Annotated in this window: 23 protein-coding genes and 1 pseudogene; 6 read left to right on the plus strand and 18 right to left on the minus strand. The window is 27.0% G+C overall.

Annotated features, from left to right (window positions below; all coding sequences use genetic code 11):
* Positions 1–49: 49 nt before the first annotated feature.
* From A966_RS00875 to A966_RS00930, 12 genes and pseudogenes are all read right to left on the minus strand, one after another.
* Positions 50–1,447, minus strand: coding sequence for a hypothetical protein (locus tag A966_RS00875; protein WP_008721519.1), 1,398 nt, complete (start codon positions 1,445–1,447; stop codon positions 50–52).
* Between the two features lie 250 nt (positions 1,448–1,697).
* Positions 1,698–1,970, minus strand: a complete 273-nt coding sequence (locus tag A966_RS00880; protein WP_008721521.1) for a hypothetical protein — start codon at positions 1,968–1,970, stop codon at positions 1,698–1,700.
* Positions 1,954–2,511: a hypothetical protein gene (locus A966_RS00885; protein ID WP_008721524.1), complete on the minus strand. Its 558-nt coding sequence runs from the start codon at positions 2,509–2,511 to the stop codon at positions 1,954–1,956. The genes A966_RS00880 and A966_RS00885 overlap by 17 nt, the downstream gene beginning before the upstream one ends.
* Before the next feature lie 47 nt (positions 2,512–2,558).
* A complete protein-coding gene (locus A966_RS00890) occupies positions 2,559–2,942 on the minus strand; it encodes a hypothetical protein (RefSeq protein WP_008721526.1) in 384 nt (127 codons plus the stop codon).
* 71 nt (positions 2,943–3,013) lie between these two features.
* A complete protein-coding gene (locus tag A966_RS00895; RefSeq protein WP_008721528.1) occupies positions 3,014–3,310 on the minus strand; it encodes a hypothetical protein in 297 nt (98 codons plus the stop codon).
* Between the two features lie 220 nt (positions 3,311–3,530).
* Entirely contained in the window at positions 3,531–4,574 is a 1,044-nt protein-coding gene (locus A966_RS00900; protein ID WP_008721534.1) for a hypothetical protein, read from the minus strand.
* Positions 4,575–4,804: 230 nt separating this feature from the next.
* Positions 4,805–5,173, minus strand: coding sequence for a hypothetical protein (locus A966_RS00905; protein WP_039955397.1), 369 nt, complete (start codon positions 5,171–5,173; stop codon positions 4,805–4,807).
* Between the two features lie 63 nt (positions 5,174–5,236).
* The gene (locus A966_RS00910; RefSeq protein WP_008721540.1) at positions 5,237–6,223 is read right to left on the minus strand and encodes a hypothetical protein; all 987 of its coding nucleotides are present in this window, start codon (positions 6,221–6,223) and stop codon (positions 5,237–5,239) included.
* Positions 6,224–6,548: 325 nt separating this feature from the next.
* Entirely contained in the window at positions 6,549–7,082 is a 534-nt protein-coding gene (locus A966_RS00915) for an ImmA/IrrE family metallo-endopeptidase (protein ID WP_008721543.1), read from the minus strand.
* Between the two features lie 102 nt (positions 7,083–7,184).
* Complete coding sequence (locus tag A966_RS00920) at positions 7,185–7,427, minus strand: hypothetical protein (RefSeq protein ID WP_008721546.1); 243 nt, start codon at positions 7,425–7,427, stop codon at positions 7,185–7,187.
* A gap of 164 nt (positions 7,428–7,591) precedes the next feature.
* The gene (locus tag A966_RS00925) at positions 7,592–8,833 is read right to left on the minus strand and encodes a hypothetical protein (protein WP_008721548.1); all 1,242 of its coding nucleotides are present in this window, start codon (positions 8,831–8,833) and stop codon (positions 7,592–7,594) included.
* A 563-nt stretch (positions 8,834–9,396) separates the two neighbouring features.
* A pseudogene (locus A966_RS00930) lies at positions 9,397–9,732 on the minus strand (DIP1984 family protein); the annotation flags it as partial.
* Positions 9,733–9,918: 186 nt separating this feature from the next.
* On the opposite strand from A966_RS00930, the gene A966_RS00935 reads away from it, so the two are divergent.
* A complete protein-coding gene (locus tag A966_RS00935; RefSeq protein ID WP_008721553.1) occupies positions 9,919–10,344 on the plus strand; it encodes a hypothetical protein in 426 nt (141 codons plus the stop codon).
* Between the two features lie 228 nt (positions 10,345–10,572).
* Here A966_RS00935 and A966_RS00940 read toward each other — a convergent pair whose 3' ends face one another.
* Positions 10,573–11,256, minus strand: a complete 684-nt coding sequence (locus A966_RS00940) for an HAD family hydrolase (RefSeq protein ID WP_008721556.1) — start codon at positions 11,254–11,256, stop codon at positions 10,573–10,575.
* 183 nt (positions 11,257–11,439) lie between these two features.
* Here A966_RS00940 and A966_RS00945 point away from each other — a divergent pair, with 183 nt between their 5' ends.
* The 3 genes from A966_RS00945 (at position 11,440) to A966_RS00955 (ending at position 14,734) form a co-directional block, all read left to right on the plus strand.
* On the plus strand, positions 11,440–11,676 hold the full coding sequence (locus A966_RS00945; protein WP_008721558.1) for a hypothetical protein: 237 nt from the start codon (positions 11,440–11,442) through the stop codon (positions 11,674–11,676).
* Positions 11,677–11,980: 304 nt separating this feature from the next.
* Positions 11,981–13,462 (plus strand): tetratricopeptide repeat protein, encoded by a 1,482-nt coding sequence (locus tag A966_RS00950; protein ID WP_008721560.1) that lies wholly within the window; start codon positions 11,981–11,983, stop codon positions 13,460–13,462.
* 261 nt (positions 13,463–13,723) lie between these two features.
* A complete protein-coding gene (locus A966_RS00955) occupies positions 13,724–14,734 on the plus strand; it encodes a patatin-like phospholipase family protein (RefSeq protein WP_008721561.1) in 1,011 nt (336 codons plus the stop codon).
* Positions 14,735–15,040: 306 nt separating this feature from the next.
* Here the strand turns inward: A966_RS00955 and aspS are convergent, their stop codons facing one another.
* Complete coding sequence (gene aspS / locus A966_RS00960; protein ID WP_008721564.1) at positions 15,041–16,801, minus strand: aspartate--tRNA ligase; 1,761 nt, start codon at positions 16,799–16,801, stop codon at positions 15,041–15,043.
* A gap of 601 nt (positions 16,802–17,402) precedes the next feature.
* On the opposite strand from aspS, the gene A966_RS13200 reads away from it, so the two are divergent.
* Complete coding sequence (locus A966_RS13200) at positions 17,403–17,504, plus strand: NYN domain-containing protein (protein ID WP_081588924.1); 102 nt, start codon at positions 17,403–17,405, stop codon at positions 17,502–17,504.
* Between the two features lie 133 nt (positions 17,505–17,637).
* Here A966_RS13200 and A966_RS13675 read toward each other — a convergent pair whose 3' ends face one another.
* From A966_RS13675 to A966_RS00980, 4 genes are all read right to left on the minus strand, one after another.
* On the minus strand, positions 17,638–17,763 hold the full coding sequence (locus A966_RS13675) for a hypothetical protein (RefSeq protein ID WP_232817724.1): 126 nt from the start codon (positions 17,761–17,763) through the stop codon (positions 17,638–17,640).
* Positions 17,764–17,864: 101 nt separating this feature from the next.
* A complete protein-coding gene (locus tag A966_RS13680; RefSeq protein ID WP_008721571.1) occupies positions 17,865–18,179 on the minus strand; it encodes a hypothetical protein in 315 nt (104 codons plus the stop codon).
* A complete protein-coding gene (locus A966_RS00975) occupies positions 18,172–18,672 on the minus strand; it encodes a hypothetical protein (protein WP_008721573.1) in 501 nt (166 codons plus the stop codon). Before A966_RS00975 ends, A966_RS13680 begins: the two co-directional genes overlap by 8 nt.
* Positions 18,673–18,839: 167 nt before the next feature.
* Positions 18,840–19,736, minus strand: a complete 897-nt coding sequence (locus tag A966_RS00980; protein WP_008721575.1) for a fumarylacetoacetate hydrolase family protein — start codon at positions 19,734–19,736, stop codon at positions 18,840–18,842.
* Between the two features lie 222 nt (positions 19,737–19,958).
* On the opposite strand from A966_RS00980, the gene A966_RS00985 reads away from it, so the two are divergent.
* Positions 19,959–21,938: an ATP-dependent helicase gene (locus tag A966_RS00985; RefSeq protein WP_008721577.1), complete on the plus strand. Its 1,980-nt coding sequence runs from the start codon at positions 19,959–19,961 to the stop codon at positions 21,936–21,938.
* The last annotated feature ends 243 nt before the right edge of the window (positions 21,939–22,181 follow it).

The raw sequence follows: 22,181 nt of genomic DNA on the forward strand, positions 1-22,181 counted from the left end.
TTACTTAGTAAAAAGTATATATATTAATATAAAAAATTAAGTTTTTAAATTAAAACAAATCCTCTCTGTCTGTAAATGCTATCAAATAATTACTATTCATATCATTTGACTGCTCTACTGCTTTAAAATTACTCAAAGATATTGAAAGCTCTTTAGGCTCTATTGCTGGAAATGATGGACTTCCTCCCACATCTGAACTTACAAATACAAATGGATAATCTTTATTTTTAAATCTTGTTTTTGATGATATTATAAATGACTGCCTGTTTCCATTTAAAACCCTATCATAAAAAAGCTCTTTTGACTGAGCATTAAAAACTGCATTGCCTGAAAAACTAAGTGTAAACTTTGAATTTGGAAAGCCATATCTTTTTGCTGAAATATTAAACTTCTCTTCTTTAGTCCATTCAAATGATAAAGCAGCATCACTTACAGAAGTAGCCTCCGTTCCATTAATAAAAAGTTTGGTAGGATATTTAGAAGTCTGAGCCATTACAACATCTCTTTCTTCTGCTCTCTCTTCATACAAAACTTCATCTTTATCTATTTTCTCTTCATCTAAAGCCCATAATGAAGAGGTTATTTCTGTCATAGCCTTATTTGCAAAATTAAAATTGATTGATTTACTCTCACAGCCTATATATTGATTTCCGTCCATATTTTTTGAACTGTCATACAAAGCTATATTATAATACTGTGCTTCTCCGAATCTTGGGGCTATTATACTTTGATATTTAGGATATTTCTTTTTACTCTCTTCTGTAAATACTCCGCTCTCTATAAGTCCTACTCTTTTAAAGCTAAGTAAATATTCTGTTTTATTGTTTTCGCTATTATATTCTTTCAATTCATTTATTATATTAGTAAAATCAATATCATCTTCTTCACTTCCTGTTATTAAAAATGCTTTTACATTTTTTATTTTATTTAAAGCATCAATTAAATCTTTCTGCTTCATAGAAGTATAAATATCAATAAAATTACTGCTGTATCCGTCATCTTCTTCTATTATAATTTCAAGCATATTAATACTTTCATCTTCTGAAGACTTATTAAATCTAACAGCAAAATTATTAAAAGAGTTAATACATAATAAATTTCCTGATGTTTCTTTCATATGCACATTAGCCCATATTAAGCTCGCATAATATGCATTAGAATTAGGAAAAGCTCCATAGGAAATATCCCCTGAATAAGTGGTTGCTCCTGCATAGCTTTCAGAAGAAGGGGCACCTATATACTCCTTACTCATTGATTCTGTAGTGGGAGTAAGCCCAACTTGAGATGGATATATTAAATATTTTCCTTTAACATCATCAGAAGAGAAATCTATTTTTTCATCTCTATTTTTTGTTTTTGCTATTCTTACTTTATAACTAGAACCGCTTACAACTTTTAAGCCGTCCTCATCATTCATTAAATTACCTTTCAAATCAAAAATGCTCATTATTATACACTCACAATTTTAAAAATTATTTTACGCAAAAAATATTTTATACATTCCCGACCGCCCACCCCAAAATCTGCTCTGCGCAAAATGTATAAATTAACACGCGTTAAACTTAACTCATATAATATAAATAAAATAATAATTCTAATACCAACTATATATAAAATTCCGTTTAACGCGTGTATAAAAAAGTTGCTGACATAGACACGTTTCGCGAAAATGCAAACGCTATAATCTCAATTATTAATCAAATGCTTTCCAAAACTACATTCTCTAAAACATCGCTGTTATTAACAGTTATGCTTCCCTCTTTGGTACTGTAGCCTTCAAGACTAACCTGATAATTTATCACTTCAGCATTTTTATAAGCTCCGAAATATTTTTCTTCTTCATTCATTATTATTTTGGCATTCTCTGGAGAAGAAGTGATTTTTACTTTATAAAGTTTATCTCTGTTTTGAACATAATCATAAACTTTTTTATTAAATGAATTATTAATTAAATTAGTAAAGAACTTCATTTAAATAACTCCCTGTCATAATTTTAAAATTAATATCAAGAGAAAAATTAACGCCTCTTATAGATGAAAAATCATTAAACTGCCTTTTACTGTTTTCACTGTCAAATGAAGGAGCTTCCCATTTGATAATAGGAGATAACGCTATACGCTCGCCCTCATCATTGAGTTTTGATATCCAATAGCGAGCTGCCTGATTGAGTGCCAAAGGTATGATATTATAAGCCAAAAATGATTCTCCAGCTTTAAGCTCTTTATATACAGTAGCTTTTAAACATATATCATCAGCAAAACCTGCAGAGTCCCCTATATATGAATTACTTCCCCTGCTTTCTCCTTCTGCTATTGAAGCCCAAAGAAATGATTTGCTCATAGATCTCAAAGCTCCTAAACTGAAATATTCTATTTTTAATTTATCATCTAAAAGTTTATTTAATTGATTGTCACCTTCAACTTTATTTCCAGACAAATCAATATATTCATCAGCCATAAAGTTCATGAAATTATCTAAAACATATATAACGCTGTTTTTAAAATGTATCATAATAAACCTTTTGATTTTTATATTTTTTATTTATTTTTTAGTACGATTTAAGGCTTTTTTATTTTTCCTTCTAAACTAACACTATCATAACTATTTTCTCCAACTACAATGCTTGATAAATCTTTTATAGCAAGCTCTTTTAAACGCAGACTTTCTGTACGAATAAAATTTATCAAGTCGCTGTTTGAAACAAAATTAACAGTTAAAAGCCTTGCTGCTTCATAGCATATATAATTTTTTATAGATATATATGGAAGACCGTTTTCTTCCGTAGGCTCTGTATAATTCATATTCAAAATCATTCTTCTAAACTGAATAGTATAACTTTTAAGCTGTTCTTCTAAAAAGTCTGTATCAATATCATCATAGTTAAACATTTTAAATATGCTTTTAAAATAATTTATATCAGGCTCGTAAATATATTCCTGCATATTAATTTCCTTTTTTAGTTTTAATGTACTGCCTCAAAATATAAATATTTAAGACAGCACATAAAAATAAATTAAGCCTCAAGCTCTTTTATCTTATCTTTTAGCTTTTTATTTTCTTCTTTAAGATAATTGATAACATCATCAGGCTTCATCTTCTCTCTTATAAGCTCCTCTGCTTCCTCTTTGCTTATAATCAAAAATGAATCGCTTAAAGATATATTTAAATCGCTTTCAACTATTACCTTGCATCTTCTCTCATGCACATCTCTAAAGAAATATCCCACTCTTGATACTACATAATCATTAGCTTTTATTTCTTTATTAGTAATACTATTTTCTAAAAAAAATAATAAAGATTTCTTTGACATAGTGCCTCTTTTTATTTATTAATTATATGAATATTAAATTTTGGATTTGTGGGGACTAGCCCTGCAAAGCACACAGTCGTGCCACACCCCCACTTCTTTTGGTGACCCAAAGAAGCAAAAGGACTGCATTTGATGAAATATATGTTTAAGTGTACCCCAAATATTTGTTTATATATATAAAATGCAGTTATTTAAAAAATCTAAAATAAATATTTAATTATCAAGACAAGCTCAAGTCTATTTTACAGAAGCCGTAAGGGTTGGAAGCTACTGTGCATCTCTTTGTTCTTGTTCTCCACAAATTATTGCCCAATATATCAACTTCTCTTATATCATGATTTAAATATACTACCTCTTTTATTGAAGCCATATCAAGTATATTAGATGAAGTTGTAAACATATAAATTGATGAGCCTGTCCATATATCTGTAAGATTTTCTAGCTGATATATTTGATCCACTTCATGATCATCTGCCACTCTGAATGCTGTACCTACAACAGTTATTCCGCTTGTTACCGCATTAAAAATATCTGGTCTGAATGCTTTATATTTTCCGTTGGCATCATTTCCAATCATTGATATATAATTAGAAAATAATCTGAATAAACCTTGAAGTTTAATATACACATCTATTGGAATAACTATATAAAGTTTCTGTCCGTTATTTTGAAGCTCCATTCTGTCATTAAATAGATTTCCTCCCACAGCATAATTCAAATATTTAGCCAAATCTATAAATGAAGAGAAGAAATTATCGATATCAGCCTCTGTCCAAGTGCTTATAGGTTTTGCAGTTAAATCAACAGTGTTTGTACTTCCATAAAGACTAGCATCTGTAACTTTTGCAGCTAAATTTCTTTCTCTTAAAAGCCCTAATCTTGATACAAGTTTCTGAGCTATATAATTTAAAATCTCCTCGCCTGCTTTTTTCTCATCTCTTGAATAAAGTTCATTAATCTCTTCTATTCTGTTAATATCTATTCCAATATAATATTCTTCAGGCTCCATTTTAAAAACTCTAGCCTCATGTTTAGGATACTCATTAAAAATATTTAAATCTCCCAAAGAAGTACCGCCGTACATGTTTTTTAGATTAAATGCAGTATTATCTAAATCGCCTCCTATAGCTCCCTGAGAAACACCGACAAAAATCTCTGGTATATATTTGCTCACAAAATTAGTCTGCCCCATATATCTAGGCATTTCTTTATTGATAATTGGAAAAAGTTTATTTTGTATATTTTGTAAATTAGGTATGCTCATTTAAATTAACTCCTACTATTGTTATGTTCGCCTACGCCTTGAGGCTTGACTTAATAAATTAAGTCAAGGGCTTCGGCTCACTTATTATTGTTATGTTCGCCTACGCCTTGAGGCTTAACTTAAATAAATTAAGTCACACATCTGTGGATTCGGCTCACTTATTTATTACTATGATAGTCTTAAAATGCAGTATTTCTTGAATTGTATACAATGTGAATAAGAAATTAATATCATACAGATTTCAAAAGTATCTCTGCATAATTGCTGCCGCCTCTTATAACTATTCCTACTCCATGTCCGTCTAATGATTTTTTGAATCCGCTATCACTAGCTGTTACAACATCTCCTGCGACAACACTTTCAGCTACAACTGCATTCACTATTCCGTCATAGCAAACTGATATTGTATTTGCCTTTAATCCAAACTCCTGATAGGAAAAAGCGTCTTCCAAGGCAACTCCTACAAATACACTTCCATCACTGTAGAGTGAGAAAACGCCTTTTCCATTATCATTTTTTATTGTTACAGGAAAACCTCTTTTTGGTAAATTAGCTTCATCGCTATTAATACCTGCTTTTATTATAGATCCTTGTGCCATTTGAACTCCTATTATTGCCTGCATTAATATAATGCCAACAAATTAATTTGCTCACTTTTTATTTTATTTAAAAAGTTTTGCTATTTCACTATACTTATTTTCTTCACTTAATGCTGATAAATTAATCTTCTCTCCGCCACCTACTCCAATAGGTACTAAATCATTTCTTACTATTGACATTATCTCTTCTTTGCTAAGTCCAGCCTTGAAAAGTTTTCTTGCCTTTGCGTATGTAGAGCTTTCTGATTTTGAAGAGCATCTTACAGCATTCTGGCTTTCTGCATATTCATTACACCAATCTCCGTAAGTTATAGCTGAGAGATTTAATTCTTTATCATTGGCAGTATTATTAGATGAATTAGATAAATTATTTAAATCTTTATTGTACGCTTTATTATTTTCTTTACTCTCTTTATTATCTTTTAAATTATCTTCTCTCAATTTTTCTGCTACAATATCAATAATAATATTTTGAATCTCTTCATCATTTTTAAATAAATAAACAAACTCATCTCTAGCTTGCTTTTCTATTTCTTTATCTTCGCTTAATAATTTTTCTAATACATTTTTTAATTTTTGCATGTAGCCTCCGTTAATATTATCTTCACTGTTTATAATGGCACTAGCACAAAGCAAATCTACATTACGGCTTGCAGGATATTCAACTGCAGCAATAGCTTTTATCTCACAATTCTCCCAGTAAATAAAATCTTCATCTTCATAAGATTTTTTACCAACCATCTCAATAGAAGGATAAAAAGATTTCTTCTCTGTTACACTATCATCAAACCATTCTATAACAGCATAAAGTCCGATATTATCATTATCTTTTTCTAAACTTACAACCTTTCCAATAGCCTCTCTTTCATCATCTTCTTTATGTCCCTTATAAACAAATATTTCTATAGTGCTTTTCATAAATGAGTTTATAAGCTCATCAATATTTTTTTCTGTGATTTTATTAGTTTTTGTTTCAGCAAAAGTATTTTTTGAAAGCGGTATATACTGCTTGAAACTATCGCCTAAAATTTTGTATTTCTTTTTAATCATTTTATCTCCTTGATATAAATATTTAATCTATATAATTTATTTAATGATGTTGTTTAATAATTAACTGTAAAAGATTATTTATTATCTCTATACCTATATCAAAAAGTACTCGCCGTACGGGCATTTGGCACGGTAATACTTATTATTTTACAAAGCTGAAAATATGTGCAGTTTAGTAATTATAATTATTTAATATTGTTAGCAATCAGAGATTATTTATTATCTCTATACCTATAGCAAAAAATATAAGAGATTATAAGTTCATCAAAATAAAAAAGGCTCGGTAAATTAATACCAAGCCTTTTATTAATTTTTTATTATAAAATTAATTTCCATATTTATTAATTATAGATTCTCTTAACTTTTTAAATTCGTAAACTCCATCAACTATAAAATCTTCCAATTTACTAATATCTTTATAGAAATTTGATTTATCATACAATATATAACACATAATAGTATCCATCAATTCTTCTTCATCTATAGTATCCCAATTTATCTCTACATTTTTTTCTTTTAATATTCTTTCTACTATTATATGAGCTAATTCATGAGCTACAACACATCTCTTTTCAGGTATTGTCATATTTTTATTTATGATTATTATATCTACATAAGGTTCTTCATCTGATGAAAGAAATCCATAACCGCTTATATCTTTTTCCTTTATAAAAATTTTATATAAAGCTATATTTAATATCCTAAAATCTCTATTATTTATAATATCTCCATGCTTCTCTTTCTCTTTTATATGTTTAATGAAATAAGATTGTCTATTTTGCAATATAATATTCTCTATTGCACTTTTCCAATGTGATAATAAAGATTTTTCTATATATTTGAGAATTAAATTATCCATTATATTAGATTCTAAATCATCTAATAACTTCTTATGTTTTGAAATTTTAGTATATCCGCATCTGGCAGCTATTTCTTATAATTTTAATTTATGCATACAAAATTAAAATCCTCTGTACATTCTAACTTCATCATCTAAAAACATTACCAATATATCATTATATTTTTTTTCTAATGATATATTACCAAAATATTTTATAGATTTAGAATTGCAGGCTTTTGTAAGAGCATCTATTTTTGTTTCATAATCATCTTCTTTTATACCCAAAGAATTGAAATATGCTTCTACTTCTTCTTTTGTAGTGCATTTCTGCAATTCTTCTTTATTAAAAAGTTTAACTGCCATAAATGCCTCCTTAAATATATTTTAGAAATATAGTAAAATTTTGAAAGGATTTTCTTTATAGTTATAATATATACAAAATTTAATAATTAACAACTGTATATACGCATAAAAATTTAATATTTAAGAATATCATTACATATTAAACAATAAAAAAATTTTATGATTTACTCTGATTTCTCAATTACAGAATGGGAAACTCTAAAATAATCGCATTCTCCAGACAGTCTTAAACTTTTAAAATTCAAATCAAAATATCTTTTAATAAAACTGTTGTTAATATAATTGATTATGCCAGAAACTATATCGCTTGCCATAAGAATAGCATTGTCCTGAGTAAGTTCTGCTAATGATTTGGTAGCTCCTTTGTTTAGACCAAGTGCTTTAATATCTACACCCTTATTTTTAAATAAAGCTGAAAGCATGCTGTCTCTAAAATTATACCATTCATTAGCATCAATACTTTCTATCTTTTCTATCTTACCATATTTGGAGATAAAAATTCCGCCTCCATTATTTACGAAATTTCTTATCTCTCTCTCTGCCTCCTTACGCTTTGAATCATTAAGCTCTGTATTTGCTATAAAATTAAAACTATGCTCACCTATATTTTTTAAATTGCGGTTAAAACTATTATCCATAGATTCTAAAATCTGCCAAAGTGAATATGCACTGTACAAAAAAGGCTTTCCTATAATATCACCTTCAATGCTTCCATAACTTGCATAACCTGCCAAAGCTAAATCAAAATCTATATTTATAATGCTTGCTTCATTATCGTTGTATAAACTATTAAAAATTTCTTTACGGCTTTTTATAATACTTATGCTTTTGATTTCATCACTGTCATTTTCATCAAAATTGAATCTGTATATTGAAGAAGGATCATAATATTTAAATCCTCTAAGTCCGTCAAGTCTTCCTTTAAATCCGTAAGCCTTTGCAGATACTACTTCAAGTTTCGGAGTAAAAAAACAAAATCCATAAACCAAAGCATTGTAAGTAACATTAACTATTAAGTTTTTAAGTCCGCCAGATCTTTCAAACTGATTTACAAAAAAATTGTAGGCATTATTTACTCTTTCATTATCTTCGCATTCTTTTGGCTTTTCTACAAAATAATTAAAAGAATTAATAACTCCCCTGTAAAACTGAAGTATAGGCTCAAGATAAATAGAACTCTCCATTCTCTTGCAGGTTAATGCCCATTTATGAGGAAATGAAAAATCATCACTTTCATCTCCCCTATTTGATATTACATTCGGAATGCCTGAATTATAACTGCTTGTGGATATTCTATTTAATTCATCATTTAATTTTTCTATTTCTCTATTTTTATCTTTTAATTTATTATCATATTCTTCAATAATTTTTTCTATTTGTGATTGTTTATTTTCTATATTTTGCATAAATGAAAACCTATTAAAAATTAATATTTATACTAATAACAAAAAATATAAGTGATTATAAGTTTTTATTTAATTAGTAATAAACTCAATTTACAATACCCACGGTAAAAAAATAATAAAATAAATTTAGTTTTCAACGCAATAAAATCTATAAAAAATAAAATTATTAATCGTGGTGTAATATAATTTTAAAATCTTATAAAAACTTGGGCGGGTACTAATATTTCTGTGTTGGTATTTAAGAAAAGATAAATAAAAATTGCAGAATAAATTATTGAAGAATAAAGGGCGGGAATGTAATAAAAGTTTAAAAATTTTCTTATTATTTATATAAATAGAATTTATTAGAACCAACCCAATTTTATTTAAATTTAAACAACGCACGCAGAGTCAATAAGAAATAAAATAAAAATATAAATTCAAACCCTAACTTTAAAAATAAATATTATAAACTTGAGAATAATTTTTATATTTTTTTATTATTTACTTGATGCATCATAAAAATAATTATGCCATTAAAATACTAAATTCTGGTACGGATATTATTTCATATACCAGAATTTTCACTGTAAATCAGTATTCCAATTAGCTGACTGTATCATAATATCAATATCATTAAATGCCTTTGATAATTTATCAAATTCTTTTTGTATCTCTTTAACATTAACTAATACTGTCATTTTTACTTCATTTTTTGCTGTTCTAAAATCTTTGCTGTTTACTTCCTTTAAAATGCTTTTATAAATATCCATTTCTCTGCTTAATTTATCCCTTATATTAATAGCCTCTGATATTGATACACCTATTTCTAGTTTTGTTGTATGTTCTTTATTACTGATTTTAACAATTAAATCTGATAATTCATTATTTGTTTCTATATATTCTTTAATTAAATCATTAGGATCTTCATTATTTTCATTATCTTCTTTTACAAAAACATTATTTTTTACCCTTTTTTTAGATTATCAATTTTTTTTATATATTCATCTTTTTTTAATAATGCTTCTCCTAGTTTCATAAATATTCTCCTTTAATTTCTTTGACATAAATTTATTTTGTAGTATTATATATCTAAAGGTAAAAATATGAACATATTATCAAAAATAATAATAATATTTTCTGCTTTTTTTATATGCAGCTGTCTTAATTTTAATACAGGTTCATTATCTTTTGACAGTAATAATGGAATAGATGATAAATATTACGGTACTTATGAAGGATCAATTACTATAAGAGAAAATAATAATTTAAGTTCTCAGGCATTTGTTAGTGTAACATTAGGAAGCGGAAGTGCTTTATCTATAAGAATGAATGGAAGTCTTATAAACTTTTATAATACTGCCTATAAAGAAAATATAATAAAAGTTTCTGACAATGTATATAAAGTTTCTATTACTTCATCAGGATATAAATATGATTTTACCCTATCTTTCAATAATAGTTACATGAATTTTTCTTTTTATGCCAATAATAATACATTAGGCGAAGGCAATTTAACAAAGATAAGATAATTGTATATTTTTTATAAAAACGCACGCAAATTAGAGTTAAAAATATAAATTAAGTAAGAATTATAATTTAAACAATTAATAAAAATGCATTTACCGTGCGTTGTATATATTTTAAATTTAAAAAAGATTGGTCGGGTGCTTTAATTTTTGATTAGGTTCTAAATATAATTAGAATTAAAATTTATAATATAGTATCAAATTTTAAAGGGCGGGAAATTAGAATAAAACTTAATTATATTTAAAATTATTATCTATATAATTTTTTACTTCTATTAAATTATTGAATTTCTTATACGATAATTCTTTTTCATCTTCTTCAGATAGTAAAAGCAAATCAGGAATATAAAATCTTTTTTCTATATTAGCATTTTTAGCAGATAATAAGCCATTTTTAGAATCTTCTAATATTATTACATTATTTTTATCAGCATTGAAATAACCGCACGCATTATTATATAAGTCAGGATAAGGTTTTGGATATCTTACCTCATCTCCGCAAATTATATAATCAAATTCTTTTTTGAGATTAGTTTTATCTAAGTACAAATCAACTTTTCTTCTTATGCTTGAACTTGCTATAGCTTTTTTTATTTTTTTATCTTTTAAAAAATTAATAAGCTCAACAGCACCCTTTTTTATATTTATACCGTCTTCTCTTACTATATTAAAAGCCTCTTCAATTTGATTATTTATAATATCATAAAATATTTCCTCATCGATTTTTGACATTTCTATAATAGTATTTTTTATAGAAGTTTCATTTGAGCCTAATATTTTACTGAAGAATAATTTTTCTGCATCAATATTTATTTTATAGTTTTTAAAAGTTTTTTTCCAAGCTTTTAAACTTATAGTTTCAGTATCAAGTAGAAGTCCGTCCATATCAAATATTACTAAATCTAATTTATTCATAGTATTTATAAACCTTAAAATTTACTGATTAATGATAATAATATAATACTGATTTTTTTCAATATGATACTATAAAATAAATTTGTTAGCAAATTAAAATCACATAAAAAATAAAGCGACAGTTTTTGTCATATATATGCTTTATAATAATAAAATAACAAAATAATACAAAAGGAGTATTTTATGGATATTTTTGAAATTATAATGAATGCAGTTGATGATTTTGATGAGAGATTTGAAAATGTTTTAGAGTCATTGAATAACAAAATAGAAGGTAAAAAAATAGATAATGAAGATTCTGCAGAAGAGATAGAAAATAGAGAAGAAACAAATATTATAGATATATCAGCAGAATACATTTCAGAAGAGGATATTAAGGATCAAAATAAAATACATATAGGAAAAATAGATGATAATTAAGAATTAATTGCTGTATAAAATTTATATATAAAATAAAACTTGAATTTCAATTATTTTTTACATCTAATTATTATAGAACATATTTAATCGGAGTTTAGTATAGACTTTATCTGCATATGCCTTATGAAAAATATTTAACAAAAGAAGAAAAACTGCTATAGATGAGTATGTAGATAAAACTTATGAAGAGTTTAAAGATAATGGTAAACAATTAACAAGATTAGCAGCACAGGCAAGTTCTGCAATATCAGCAGGAAAAGCAAAAGCCGAAAAATTAGCAAATCAAGGTCCATTTAAAAATTTATTGGGAAATATTACAGGAAAAAATAGAAAATTAAGAGGAGAGATAGACAGAGATTTTGCCGTATCTCAGCAAGCCTGCATAAAGATGATACAAAAACTAGCACAGCAGGGTAAATTAACTTTTGATGCTATAATGGGAGTAAACTGCAAACTCAACTGCCTAGTTACTCAAATAGATAAAGAGTTTAATGAACTGTATTCTCAAATGCAGAAAATGATGAATATGTCAATGTCTGCTTTTATTAGAGAGTCTACAAGAATAGATAAACTTGAAAGAAGTATGAATGTTGTACATCTTGAGTCAACAATAGAATATTTAGAGTTTGACGGAGTATTGTATAAAGACTTAGAAAGTAATAATGAAAAAATGTTATGTATTATTTCTGATTTCTTTTTGGCTACTAAAGGCAATTACTCACTTAATGACTTGATGATGTTAAAACCAATGATGGATAAAATAGGAATAAATCCAAGCGATAAAATAAGTATGATTAGCCTTTATAATACACTTTTATCTAATAGTAAAATAGCTGATAAATTCTTTGAGGCATTGGATAAAGCAAAATTAAATGAGCTTGAAGATATAGAAGTGCCTTTGCTTGGTAATATAAAAAAGATAGAAAAACTAGAAACAGATGAAAAATATATTGTAGACAGCATAGTTGATATGTCTGGAAAAGATGAAAAAGAAGTACAGTTTAATTTGCTAAAAAATTATGCAGCTAGTAATTTAAATATGGATTTGGAGAAAGAGAATTCATATTTTGATTTGTCAGTAGCTATGATAAACGAATTGACAGATATAGACTTAGTTGAGATAGAAGAAAAAAAAGAAACTCCTAAAATATCAGCCTCAGCCAATTTAATTTTTGATTTAGCAATAGAATTATTAGAAAAAAGTAATTATTCAGGAAGTTTATATTTATTAAATAAGGCTAAAGCTCAGGGATTAGATACAGCAGAACTATATGAGGCAATTGCATATTCATATATAGGAAGTAAGAGCTATAAAAATGCTGCTGAAAATTTACAATTAGCCATAGAAAAAGGATTAAATAATTATGATAATTATTATAAACTTGCTATGAGTTATGTATCATCTGTAATGTTTGAAAAAGCAAAAGATGCCATGATAAAAGCAGTTGAATTAAATCCAAATAGCTATGAAGCAAATATTAATTTAGGTGTATTATATAGAAGAATTCTTATGCCTCAAGATTATTCAAAAGCTGTAGAATATTATGATAAAGCTATAAAAATCAATAATGAAGAGCCTTTAGCATTTATGAATAAAGCTGAAGCATTAGTAGTAAGCGGAGGCAATAGATTTTTAATAGAAGAATGTTTAAATAGAGCTATAGCATTAAATCCAAGTTTAGAAGATGGTCTAAAAACAACAAAAGGTGGTTTTTATAAAGACTTATCTGATAAATTAAATCTTATTAGAACTATAGACGATTTTCTAGATTCATTAAAAAAATAGTAATTATGATATTAAAGATGAATAAGATGGTTAAAAAATATGTTTTTGCTTTTCTGATAAAATAGTTTTATTTAATTGTTTATTGCATATAAAAACTGAATCTGTAAAAGGCAATCTTTTAGCCACAGATGTACAGCGTATGGTTTTTTGGTTAAAAAACTGAGGTGTTGCATATCATACAGAGTGGGGGTAAAGCCCTGCTAATATATAAATTTAAATATTTTTTAAGTTTATAAAGTAATAAAAGAGGATAAAAATATTATGGATAAATTGGGGCTTGTTTTTGACGGCGGCGGCGGTAAGGGGGCTTATCAAATCGGCGTTTGGAAGTATTTGAAAGAGGTTGGGCTTGACAGAAATATAAAGACTGTTTCGGGAGCTTCTGTTGGGGCTTTGAATGCCTGCCTTTTCGCTTTGGACGATTACAATCTAGCCGAGAAAATTTGGACTAGAGAAATCAAAAATAAAATATTAAGCATTGACATAGAAAGCACTATTAAAGGTTTCGGCAAATATGGCTCTATGCTTATGACCAATCCTGCCGTTGCTGCTTTTGTGGGTGTTCTTGCTTCTACTGGTGTTCTATCTAGGGACGGTCTTGTGAGCATTATAAACAAGCATATTGATTTAAACTATATTTCAAATATGGATTTTCCTATTTACTGTGCATGTACTCATATACCTTCATTCAATGCCCATTATTTCAAATTAAATGGAAGAAGTGAAAAAGATATGATTGATATACTTCTTGCATCTTCTGCCATACCTATTTTATTTCCTGTAGAGAAAGTTGACGGCGAAATATATTTGGACGGAGGTATAAAAGATAATTCTCCTCTTACTCCTCTTTATGATGAAGGATGTACTGATATAATGGTTATACATTTGAAGGCTGATGAGATTATAAAAGACAGAAGGGATTCATCAGCTGTTATATACGAAATATGTCCTCATGAAGATTTAGGCAATCTTATAAATGGTACTTTGGATTTTTCTCCAGAAGGTGCATATAGGAGAATTGAACAGGGTTATAATGATGCTAAAGAAGTTTTGGAGGCTGCTGTTGAAATTGCTAAGGCTCAGGCTGGGATAATAAGAGATTTAGACATTATGAAAAGTCATGAGAAATCATTCAAGCAAAATAGAAAACAAGCACTAGAAGAAAGACAGAAATTAAAAGCTAATTTAAACAGCACAATGGAATCATTCATGAACATTGAAGATGCTAAAAAGAATTATCTAAAAGAACAGAAAAGAAAAAATATTGAGTAATAGCTTTAAAATTTTATTTACCGCACGGTAAGCAAAATTTTAAAGAATAATAAAATTTGAATTATAATATAAATTTATATTTTTAATTTAGCTAACCGTGCGTTGTGGGATTTTTAAAATTTAAAAAATGCTTGGGTGGGTGCTGTAAATTCTAATGAAGCAATAAAAAAATAAAAAACAGAAATAAAAGATAAGATTAAAAAACATAGAGGGCGGGCAATGAGAATAAATTTAAAAAATAAAAAGCCCCAATATGTAAATATAATGGGACTTTTTTATTAATTAAATTTGATTTTATTCAAAAAATTATTCTTCTATTTTTAAATGAAGTTCTTCTAACTGATCATCATCAACAGTAGAAGGACAGCCGCTCATTAAACATTGACCTTTTTGTGTTTTAGGGAATGCTATAACTTCTCTAATACTGTCTTGTTTTTGTAAAAGCATAACAACTCTGTCTATACCATAAGCCATACCGCACATAGGAGGAGCACCGTATTTTAATGCATCAAGTAAGAATCCAAATCTTATTTTTGCCTTCTCATCGGATATTCCTAAAAGATTGAAGATTTTAGCCTGTACTTTGCTGTCATATATACGCTGACCGCCGCCGCCTATTTCATTACCATTTAATACCAAGTCATAAGTATCGCTTCTTACTTTTAGTACATCAGTATCTAATAAGGCAACATCTTCAGGTACAGGAGCTGTAAATGGGTGGTGAGTAGCGGATATTCTTTTTTCTTTATGATCATATTCAAATAATGGAAACTCCACTACCCATAAGAAATTTAATTTATCTTTATCTATCAAGTTTAATTTCTCAGCGACCCTTAATCTTAAATTACCCAAAGCATCGAATGTAACTTTTGGAGTATCTGCAACAAAGAATAGTAAATCTCCTTTCTCTGCTTTAGTAACTTCTAATATTTTTTTCTGATTGTCTTCAGAGAAGAATTTAACTATATTTGATTCAAGTCCTTTATCAGTAACTCTCATCCAAGCAAGACCTTTAGCTCCGAAAATGCCTACATATTTTGTGAAGTCATCAATATCTTTTCTGCTTAATTTTTCGCCGCCTTTAGCATTCAAACATCTTATTATAAATTTGTTATCTAAAGCATTTTTAAATACAGCAAAATCACAGCCTCTAACCGCATCCTCAACATTGATAAGTTTTAATTCAAATCTAGTATCAGGCTTATCGCTTCCGTACATTTCCATAGCATCATAATAATTTAATCTAGGAAACGGAGTAGGCAAATCAATACCATAAACATCTTTAACTATATTAGCAGTAACATTTTCCATAATAGAAAGGAATTCATCAGTATTAAGGAAAGAAGTTTCAATATCAACCTGAGTAAACTCCGGCTGTCTGTCTGCTCTTAAATCTTCATCGCGGAAACATTTAGCTATTTGATAGTATCTGTCAAAACCACCTATCATAAGTATTTGCTTAAATATCTGAGGCGACTGAGGAAGAGCATAAAAATCCCCAGCATTTAATCTTGAAGGGACGAGGAAATCTCTTGCACCTTCTGGAGTGCTTTTATTTAATATAGGAGTTTCTACATCTATAAAGCCATTATCTGCTAAATGTTTTCTAAAAGCATTAGTAATTTGAAATCTTTTATATAAATTATTGAATACAGTAGGTCTTCTTAAATCTAAATATCTATATTTAAGTCTTATATCTTCGCCTGTATCAATATCATCTTCTAATAAGAAAGGAGGAGTTTCAGAAGTATTAAGAAGCTCCATTTTTTCAACCATAACTTCTATTTCACCAGTAGGAATTTTAGGATTGATCATTTCTGGACTTCTAGCTCTAATTTTACCTTCTACGCTGATAACATATTCGCTTCTTAAATCCTGAGCTTCATTATGTGCTTCTTTGCTTATTTCAGGATTGAATACTATTTGAACAAATCCTGTTCTGTCTCTTAAATCTACAAATATTACACCGCCATGATCTCTTCTTCTCAATACCCAACCGGCTAACTTAACTTCTTTACCGATATCATCTTTTGTTAATATTCCATTATAGGCACTTTTAAAACGCATATTGATCCCTCTTTTTTAATTGATTATTTATTTTATTGTTTAAAATTTATTAAAAAATAAGATACATTTCTTTTTTGAATAAACATAATAATTATATTATAAATAGGTATAAAAATCAACAATCTAATAAAATATGTATCAATTTTTATATTAATTTGCTTACAATATATAAAGCAGCTATTCTAATAGACGATTCTTTTTTTCTAAAAAGATATAAATTTCATAAAAGGAATATTGATAGTAATTTCAATTTTTCTAAAAATAATGTTCAAGATATAGTAAATGATTTATATTCAATATCATTAGCAAGTATGAACAAAGGAATAAAGGATATAAATTATTATTTGTACAGAATATTTTACTATGATTGCTTTTCATATAAAGAAAATATATATTTAGAAATGAATTATTTAATGAACTTAGAAAAAATAGGAAGGCAGATTTAAGATTAGGTGAATTAAAAAAACAATACAGTTGGACTATAAAACCATTAAAAATATAGTCTATAATAAAAGATATTAGAAATAAAAAATAGAATTTTAAATTAGACTATAATGATATAAGTGAAGATGATTTTATTTTCAATTTGAAACAGACAGGAATGTATATGAAAATTGCTGTTGCTATATACTCACTATCATATAAAAAATTGGAGGATATAATAGGATTAATATCTGGAGATAGTGATTTTGTACCGGCTTAAAAAATAGCTAGAAGAGAAGAAATAGATTTTATATTAATCATATAGATGTTTCTTTAGAATAGCATATAGATGGGTTATTAATGAAAGAACAACTAAAAGAATAATAGAAAAGATAAAATCATAAAAAATATTTTTAATAAAAAAAATGATTCCTATAACAGAAAATTAATATTTCTAAATTATAGTTAAATTCAAATCCTTTAAATATTTTGATGATTTCTTTTATAGTTTCACCAGATGCATAAACATCATCTATCAATAATATATTTTTATTTTTTATTTTTTCTGTATTTATTATTTCAAAAGCAGCTTTAATATTTTCGCTTCTTTCTTTTAGAGTTTCTAAAAATTTTTGTTCTTTTATATTTTTTTTATTTTTATAAGTTCATATTTTTCTATATTAAACTCTTTAGAGATATAATCAGCAAAAAAATCCATTACGCCATTATTTTTATTTGAAGGCACATAAAGTATGATGTCAATTTTTTTATTATTTGTTTTTATATAATCAGAATAATAATTTTTTATATTCTCTATTATATTTATAGGGAAATCAATATTATTTTTTTTAAATGCCCTTAATTCATCACCAAGCTCTTTATCCAAATCGCCTAATGCTGTTATAGGTATGTTATCTATACTGAATTTTTTATAAGCAGTAAAAATATTACTCATTAGTTTTATCTTTCAATATTAAGTATATTATACTCGCAAAAATCCAATTTACTATTATTCCCTTATATCCTAAAATAACTCCGTTTAACCAAGTATTAATGCTGATATCAAAAATAAAAGTTAGAATTACAGATGATAACCTTCCAACTATCAAAGCAAATAATGAAACTAATATAAAAGATATGTTTTTATTTTTCATTACACTTATTAAAGATGAAAATACTATGCCTTCAAATATCAAAAAATATAATGTCGGAGGCATGGGCATATTGGTAAGAAAATAATTCAAGAGCGGAGATATAAAGCTAAGAATTATTAAAAATATAGGATTTAATATATAAGCTCCTAAAGACAAAGCAAAAAATATAGGAAGGAATTCTGTGCCTTTAAATCCGAAATAATGTGTTATAATAGGTGATGCTAAACTTATAATGCTTAATAAAAATAATATAACAATATTAACATTAATTTTTCTTAAAGATAAAGTTTTCATAAAAAATCCTAACTAAATTATTTTAATCTGTATTATACTCAATATATGCATATTTGTCAAAATTTAACGCACGGCAATTAGATTACAAAATATAAAAATGTTTTAATTTATAATTAAAACAATAAATAAAAAATCATTAAGCGTGCGTTAAAACACATTCATAATAATTATTCAGCGAAATTTATAAGCTCGCCAATATTTTCTATACTGCAAATTATCTTATCACCTTTTTTCATGTATTTAGGAGGATTGAAAGACATTCCAACACCACCAGGAGTTCCTGTTGCTATTATATCTCCAGTTTCCAAAGTCATTCCTCTTGATATATCAGATATTAAATAATTTACATCATGAATCATATATTTAGTATTTGAAGATTGTCTTATTTCATCATTTAAAATACTTTTTATATCAAGTTTCAAAGGCAGTTTCAAATCATCTTTATAAACTATGCATGGTCCCATAGCACTGTATGAATCCAAACTTTTACCTTTATACCACTGCGAATGTTTTTTTTGTATATTTCTTGATGATATGTCATTGAATATACTGTATCCGAATATATAATCATTAACTTCTTCAGGCTTTATATCTTTTGCTGTTTTCCCCATGATTACAGCTAATTCAACTTCATAATCAAGACATTCATCTAAATCAAATCTAGATTTTATTTTATCCCCAAAACCAATTATTTCTATAGCCCTTTTAGAAAAGTATACAGGTGCTTTAACCTCCTTAAAATCTTTCATGTCTTTTTTTATCTCACTTAAATGATCACTGTAATTAACCCCTACACATATAATATCATGAATAGGCTTTCTTATAGGAGATAATATTTTTACATTATCTATAGAATATGCCCTTTCAAAATTTTCTTCTGCATATTTTAATTTATTTAGTATATCCTTATCTGTGTTAATCATATTTATTAATTGTATCATAGGATTAGAATCAAATTTAAAGTCAGATATTATTTCATTAATTGCAATAACTTTATTTCCGTCCTTACTTAATATACCTACAGATTCAGTATTATTCCATTCAACAAATGATACAAATTTCATTATTATAACTCCAAAAAAATATTTTTATTGATATATAAAACATTAATATATGATTATTATTTTAATAAAAATTGAGATAATTTTTAAAGTTTTTTAATCAATAGTGTTTTATACATTATATTAAATTTATAAATGTTTTTCAATATGTGTGTAATAAAAACTTGAATATTAAATAATATACAATATAATGAATATCTATTTTTATATTTAAGGTGCATATTTATGAATATACTTGACAATGTAAGCGAAGTCCAAAGAGAAGGAATACTGCATACAGGAAGTCCGCTACTTCTTTTGGCAGGGGCAGGAAGCGGTAAGACCTTAGTTATTACTAGAAAAATAGCATATCTTATCAATGAGCTTGAAGCAGCTCCTGAAAATATAATGGCTGTAACTTTCACTAATAAAGCTGCACATGAGATGAAAGAGAGAGTATGCGATTTGCTTCCAGATATTAAACCAAGCAGATTATTTATTAGAACTTTTCACTCTGCATGTCTAAGAATATTAAAAGAGAATGCACATTTCCTAGGATATAAGTCCAATTTTCTTATTTTAGATGAAGGAGATAAAGCATCAGTTATTAAAAGAATTATGAAAGAAGAGGAAGTGCCAAAGAGTATAGGACAGAAACTTATAACAAGATTCATATCAAATGTAAAAAATTCAATAGATGATGGTATAGTTTTCGACAGAGATATTTTTGAAAATGTTTATAAAAAATATACAGAGTATGAACTTAATGAAAATGTAATGGATTTTGATGATTTAATTTTAAATACTATAAAATTATTTGAACAAGAAAATAAAGTTTTAAATTATTATAGAAACAGATTTAAATATATTTTAGTAGATGAGTTTCAGGATACTAATCCTCAGCAATATAAATTAATAAAATTATTAACGCAGGATGCAGAAAATGATTTAACAGTTGTGGGAGATGATGATCAGAGTATATATGCCTTCAGAGGAGCAGATGTTTTGAATATACTTGATTTTGAAAAAGACTACCCTAATACAAAGGTAATTCGTCTTGAGGAAAATTACAGATGCCCTAAAGATATTGTAGAAGCTGCTTTGAGTGTCATAAAAAATAATACTAATCGTCATGAAAAGAATGTATTTTCAAATAAGCCTAATGAGTTTAAAATAGAAAATTGGATTTGCTATAGCGATTTAGAAGAGGCAAGAAGTGTAGTTAATGAAATAGAATCCTTATTTGATAACGGATTTGAGGCAAAGGATATTGTTGTATTATTTAGAACTAACAGCCAGTCTAGGGCTTATGAAAAAGAGTTAAGACTTCATTCTATTAATTATAAAATAGTAGGAGGAGTTGGATTCTTTGAGCGTATTGAAATAAAAGATGCCATTTCTTTTTTAAGGCTTATGACAGGTTTCGGAGATAACTTCAGTGTAAGAAGAACTATCAATGTTCCGCCTAGAGGAATAGGAGAGAAAAGCTTCAGCAATTTTGAAACTTTTGCAAATACTAGAAAATTGACTCTTTATAACGCTATTGATTATATTGATGAAGCAGGACTTACAAAAAAAGTTATTTCAAATATGAAAGCCTATAAAAGCATTATAGAAGAATATGCTGTAAAGATAAAAGAAGATATTATCAATGAAGAAGGCATTCATATAGAGTTATTATTCTTTGAGTTTTTAAAAGATATAGATTATTTTTCAATTTTTAAGAGTGATGGAAACGAGAGAGTAATAACTGCTGAAGAGAATATAAAAGAGCTTTTCAGAGGTTTTTATGATTATAAAGCAATGGAACCTAATGCTTCACTTATAACATTTTTAGAAGAGAATACTCTATACAGAGATATAAATACAAATGATGACAAGGATGATTATGTAACATTGATGACTATTCATAATGCTAAAGGTTTGGAATTTGATGTAGTATTTATGACAGGAATGGAGCAGGGAGTTTTTCCTCATTATTTCTCGCTTGAAGAAGAAAAAGGCATTGATGAAGAAAGGAGGCTTTGTTATGTAGGTATAACAAGGGCAAGAAGAAAACTTTATCTTACATACTCAAAAAGAAGAAGAATAAGCACTGGTATAATGGAGCAGATACCTTCCTCATTTTTAATGGAGATACCGAAAAAATTAATGCTCATAAAAGAAAAGGCTAATTATTATTCTGGTAATTATATTGATATAGACGAAGATGCTTTTGATTATTGATTGTAAAAAATAACGCACGGTTAATGAAATTTTATATATTGTTTAAATTATAATTATTAATCGATTTATATTTTAAATTTTATTCTGCGTGCGATGTATGATGCATTCTAAATTAAAAAAATACTTGGGTGGGCAGCTAAAAATTCTAATTAAACAAAAAAGAAATCAAAAACAAAAATCCAAAATTAATTAAAAAGCCTAGAGGGTGGGAAAGTGTAAGTAGGTTTTTAAACTTTTATTACA

This window comes from Brachyspira hampsonii 30446, assembly GCF_000316195.1.
Classification (GTDB): domain Bacteria; phylum Spirochaetota; class Brachyspiria; order Brachyspirales; family Brachyspiraceae; genus Brachyspira; species Brachyspira hampsonii_C.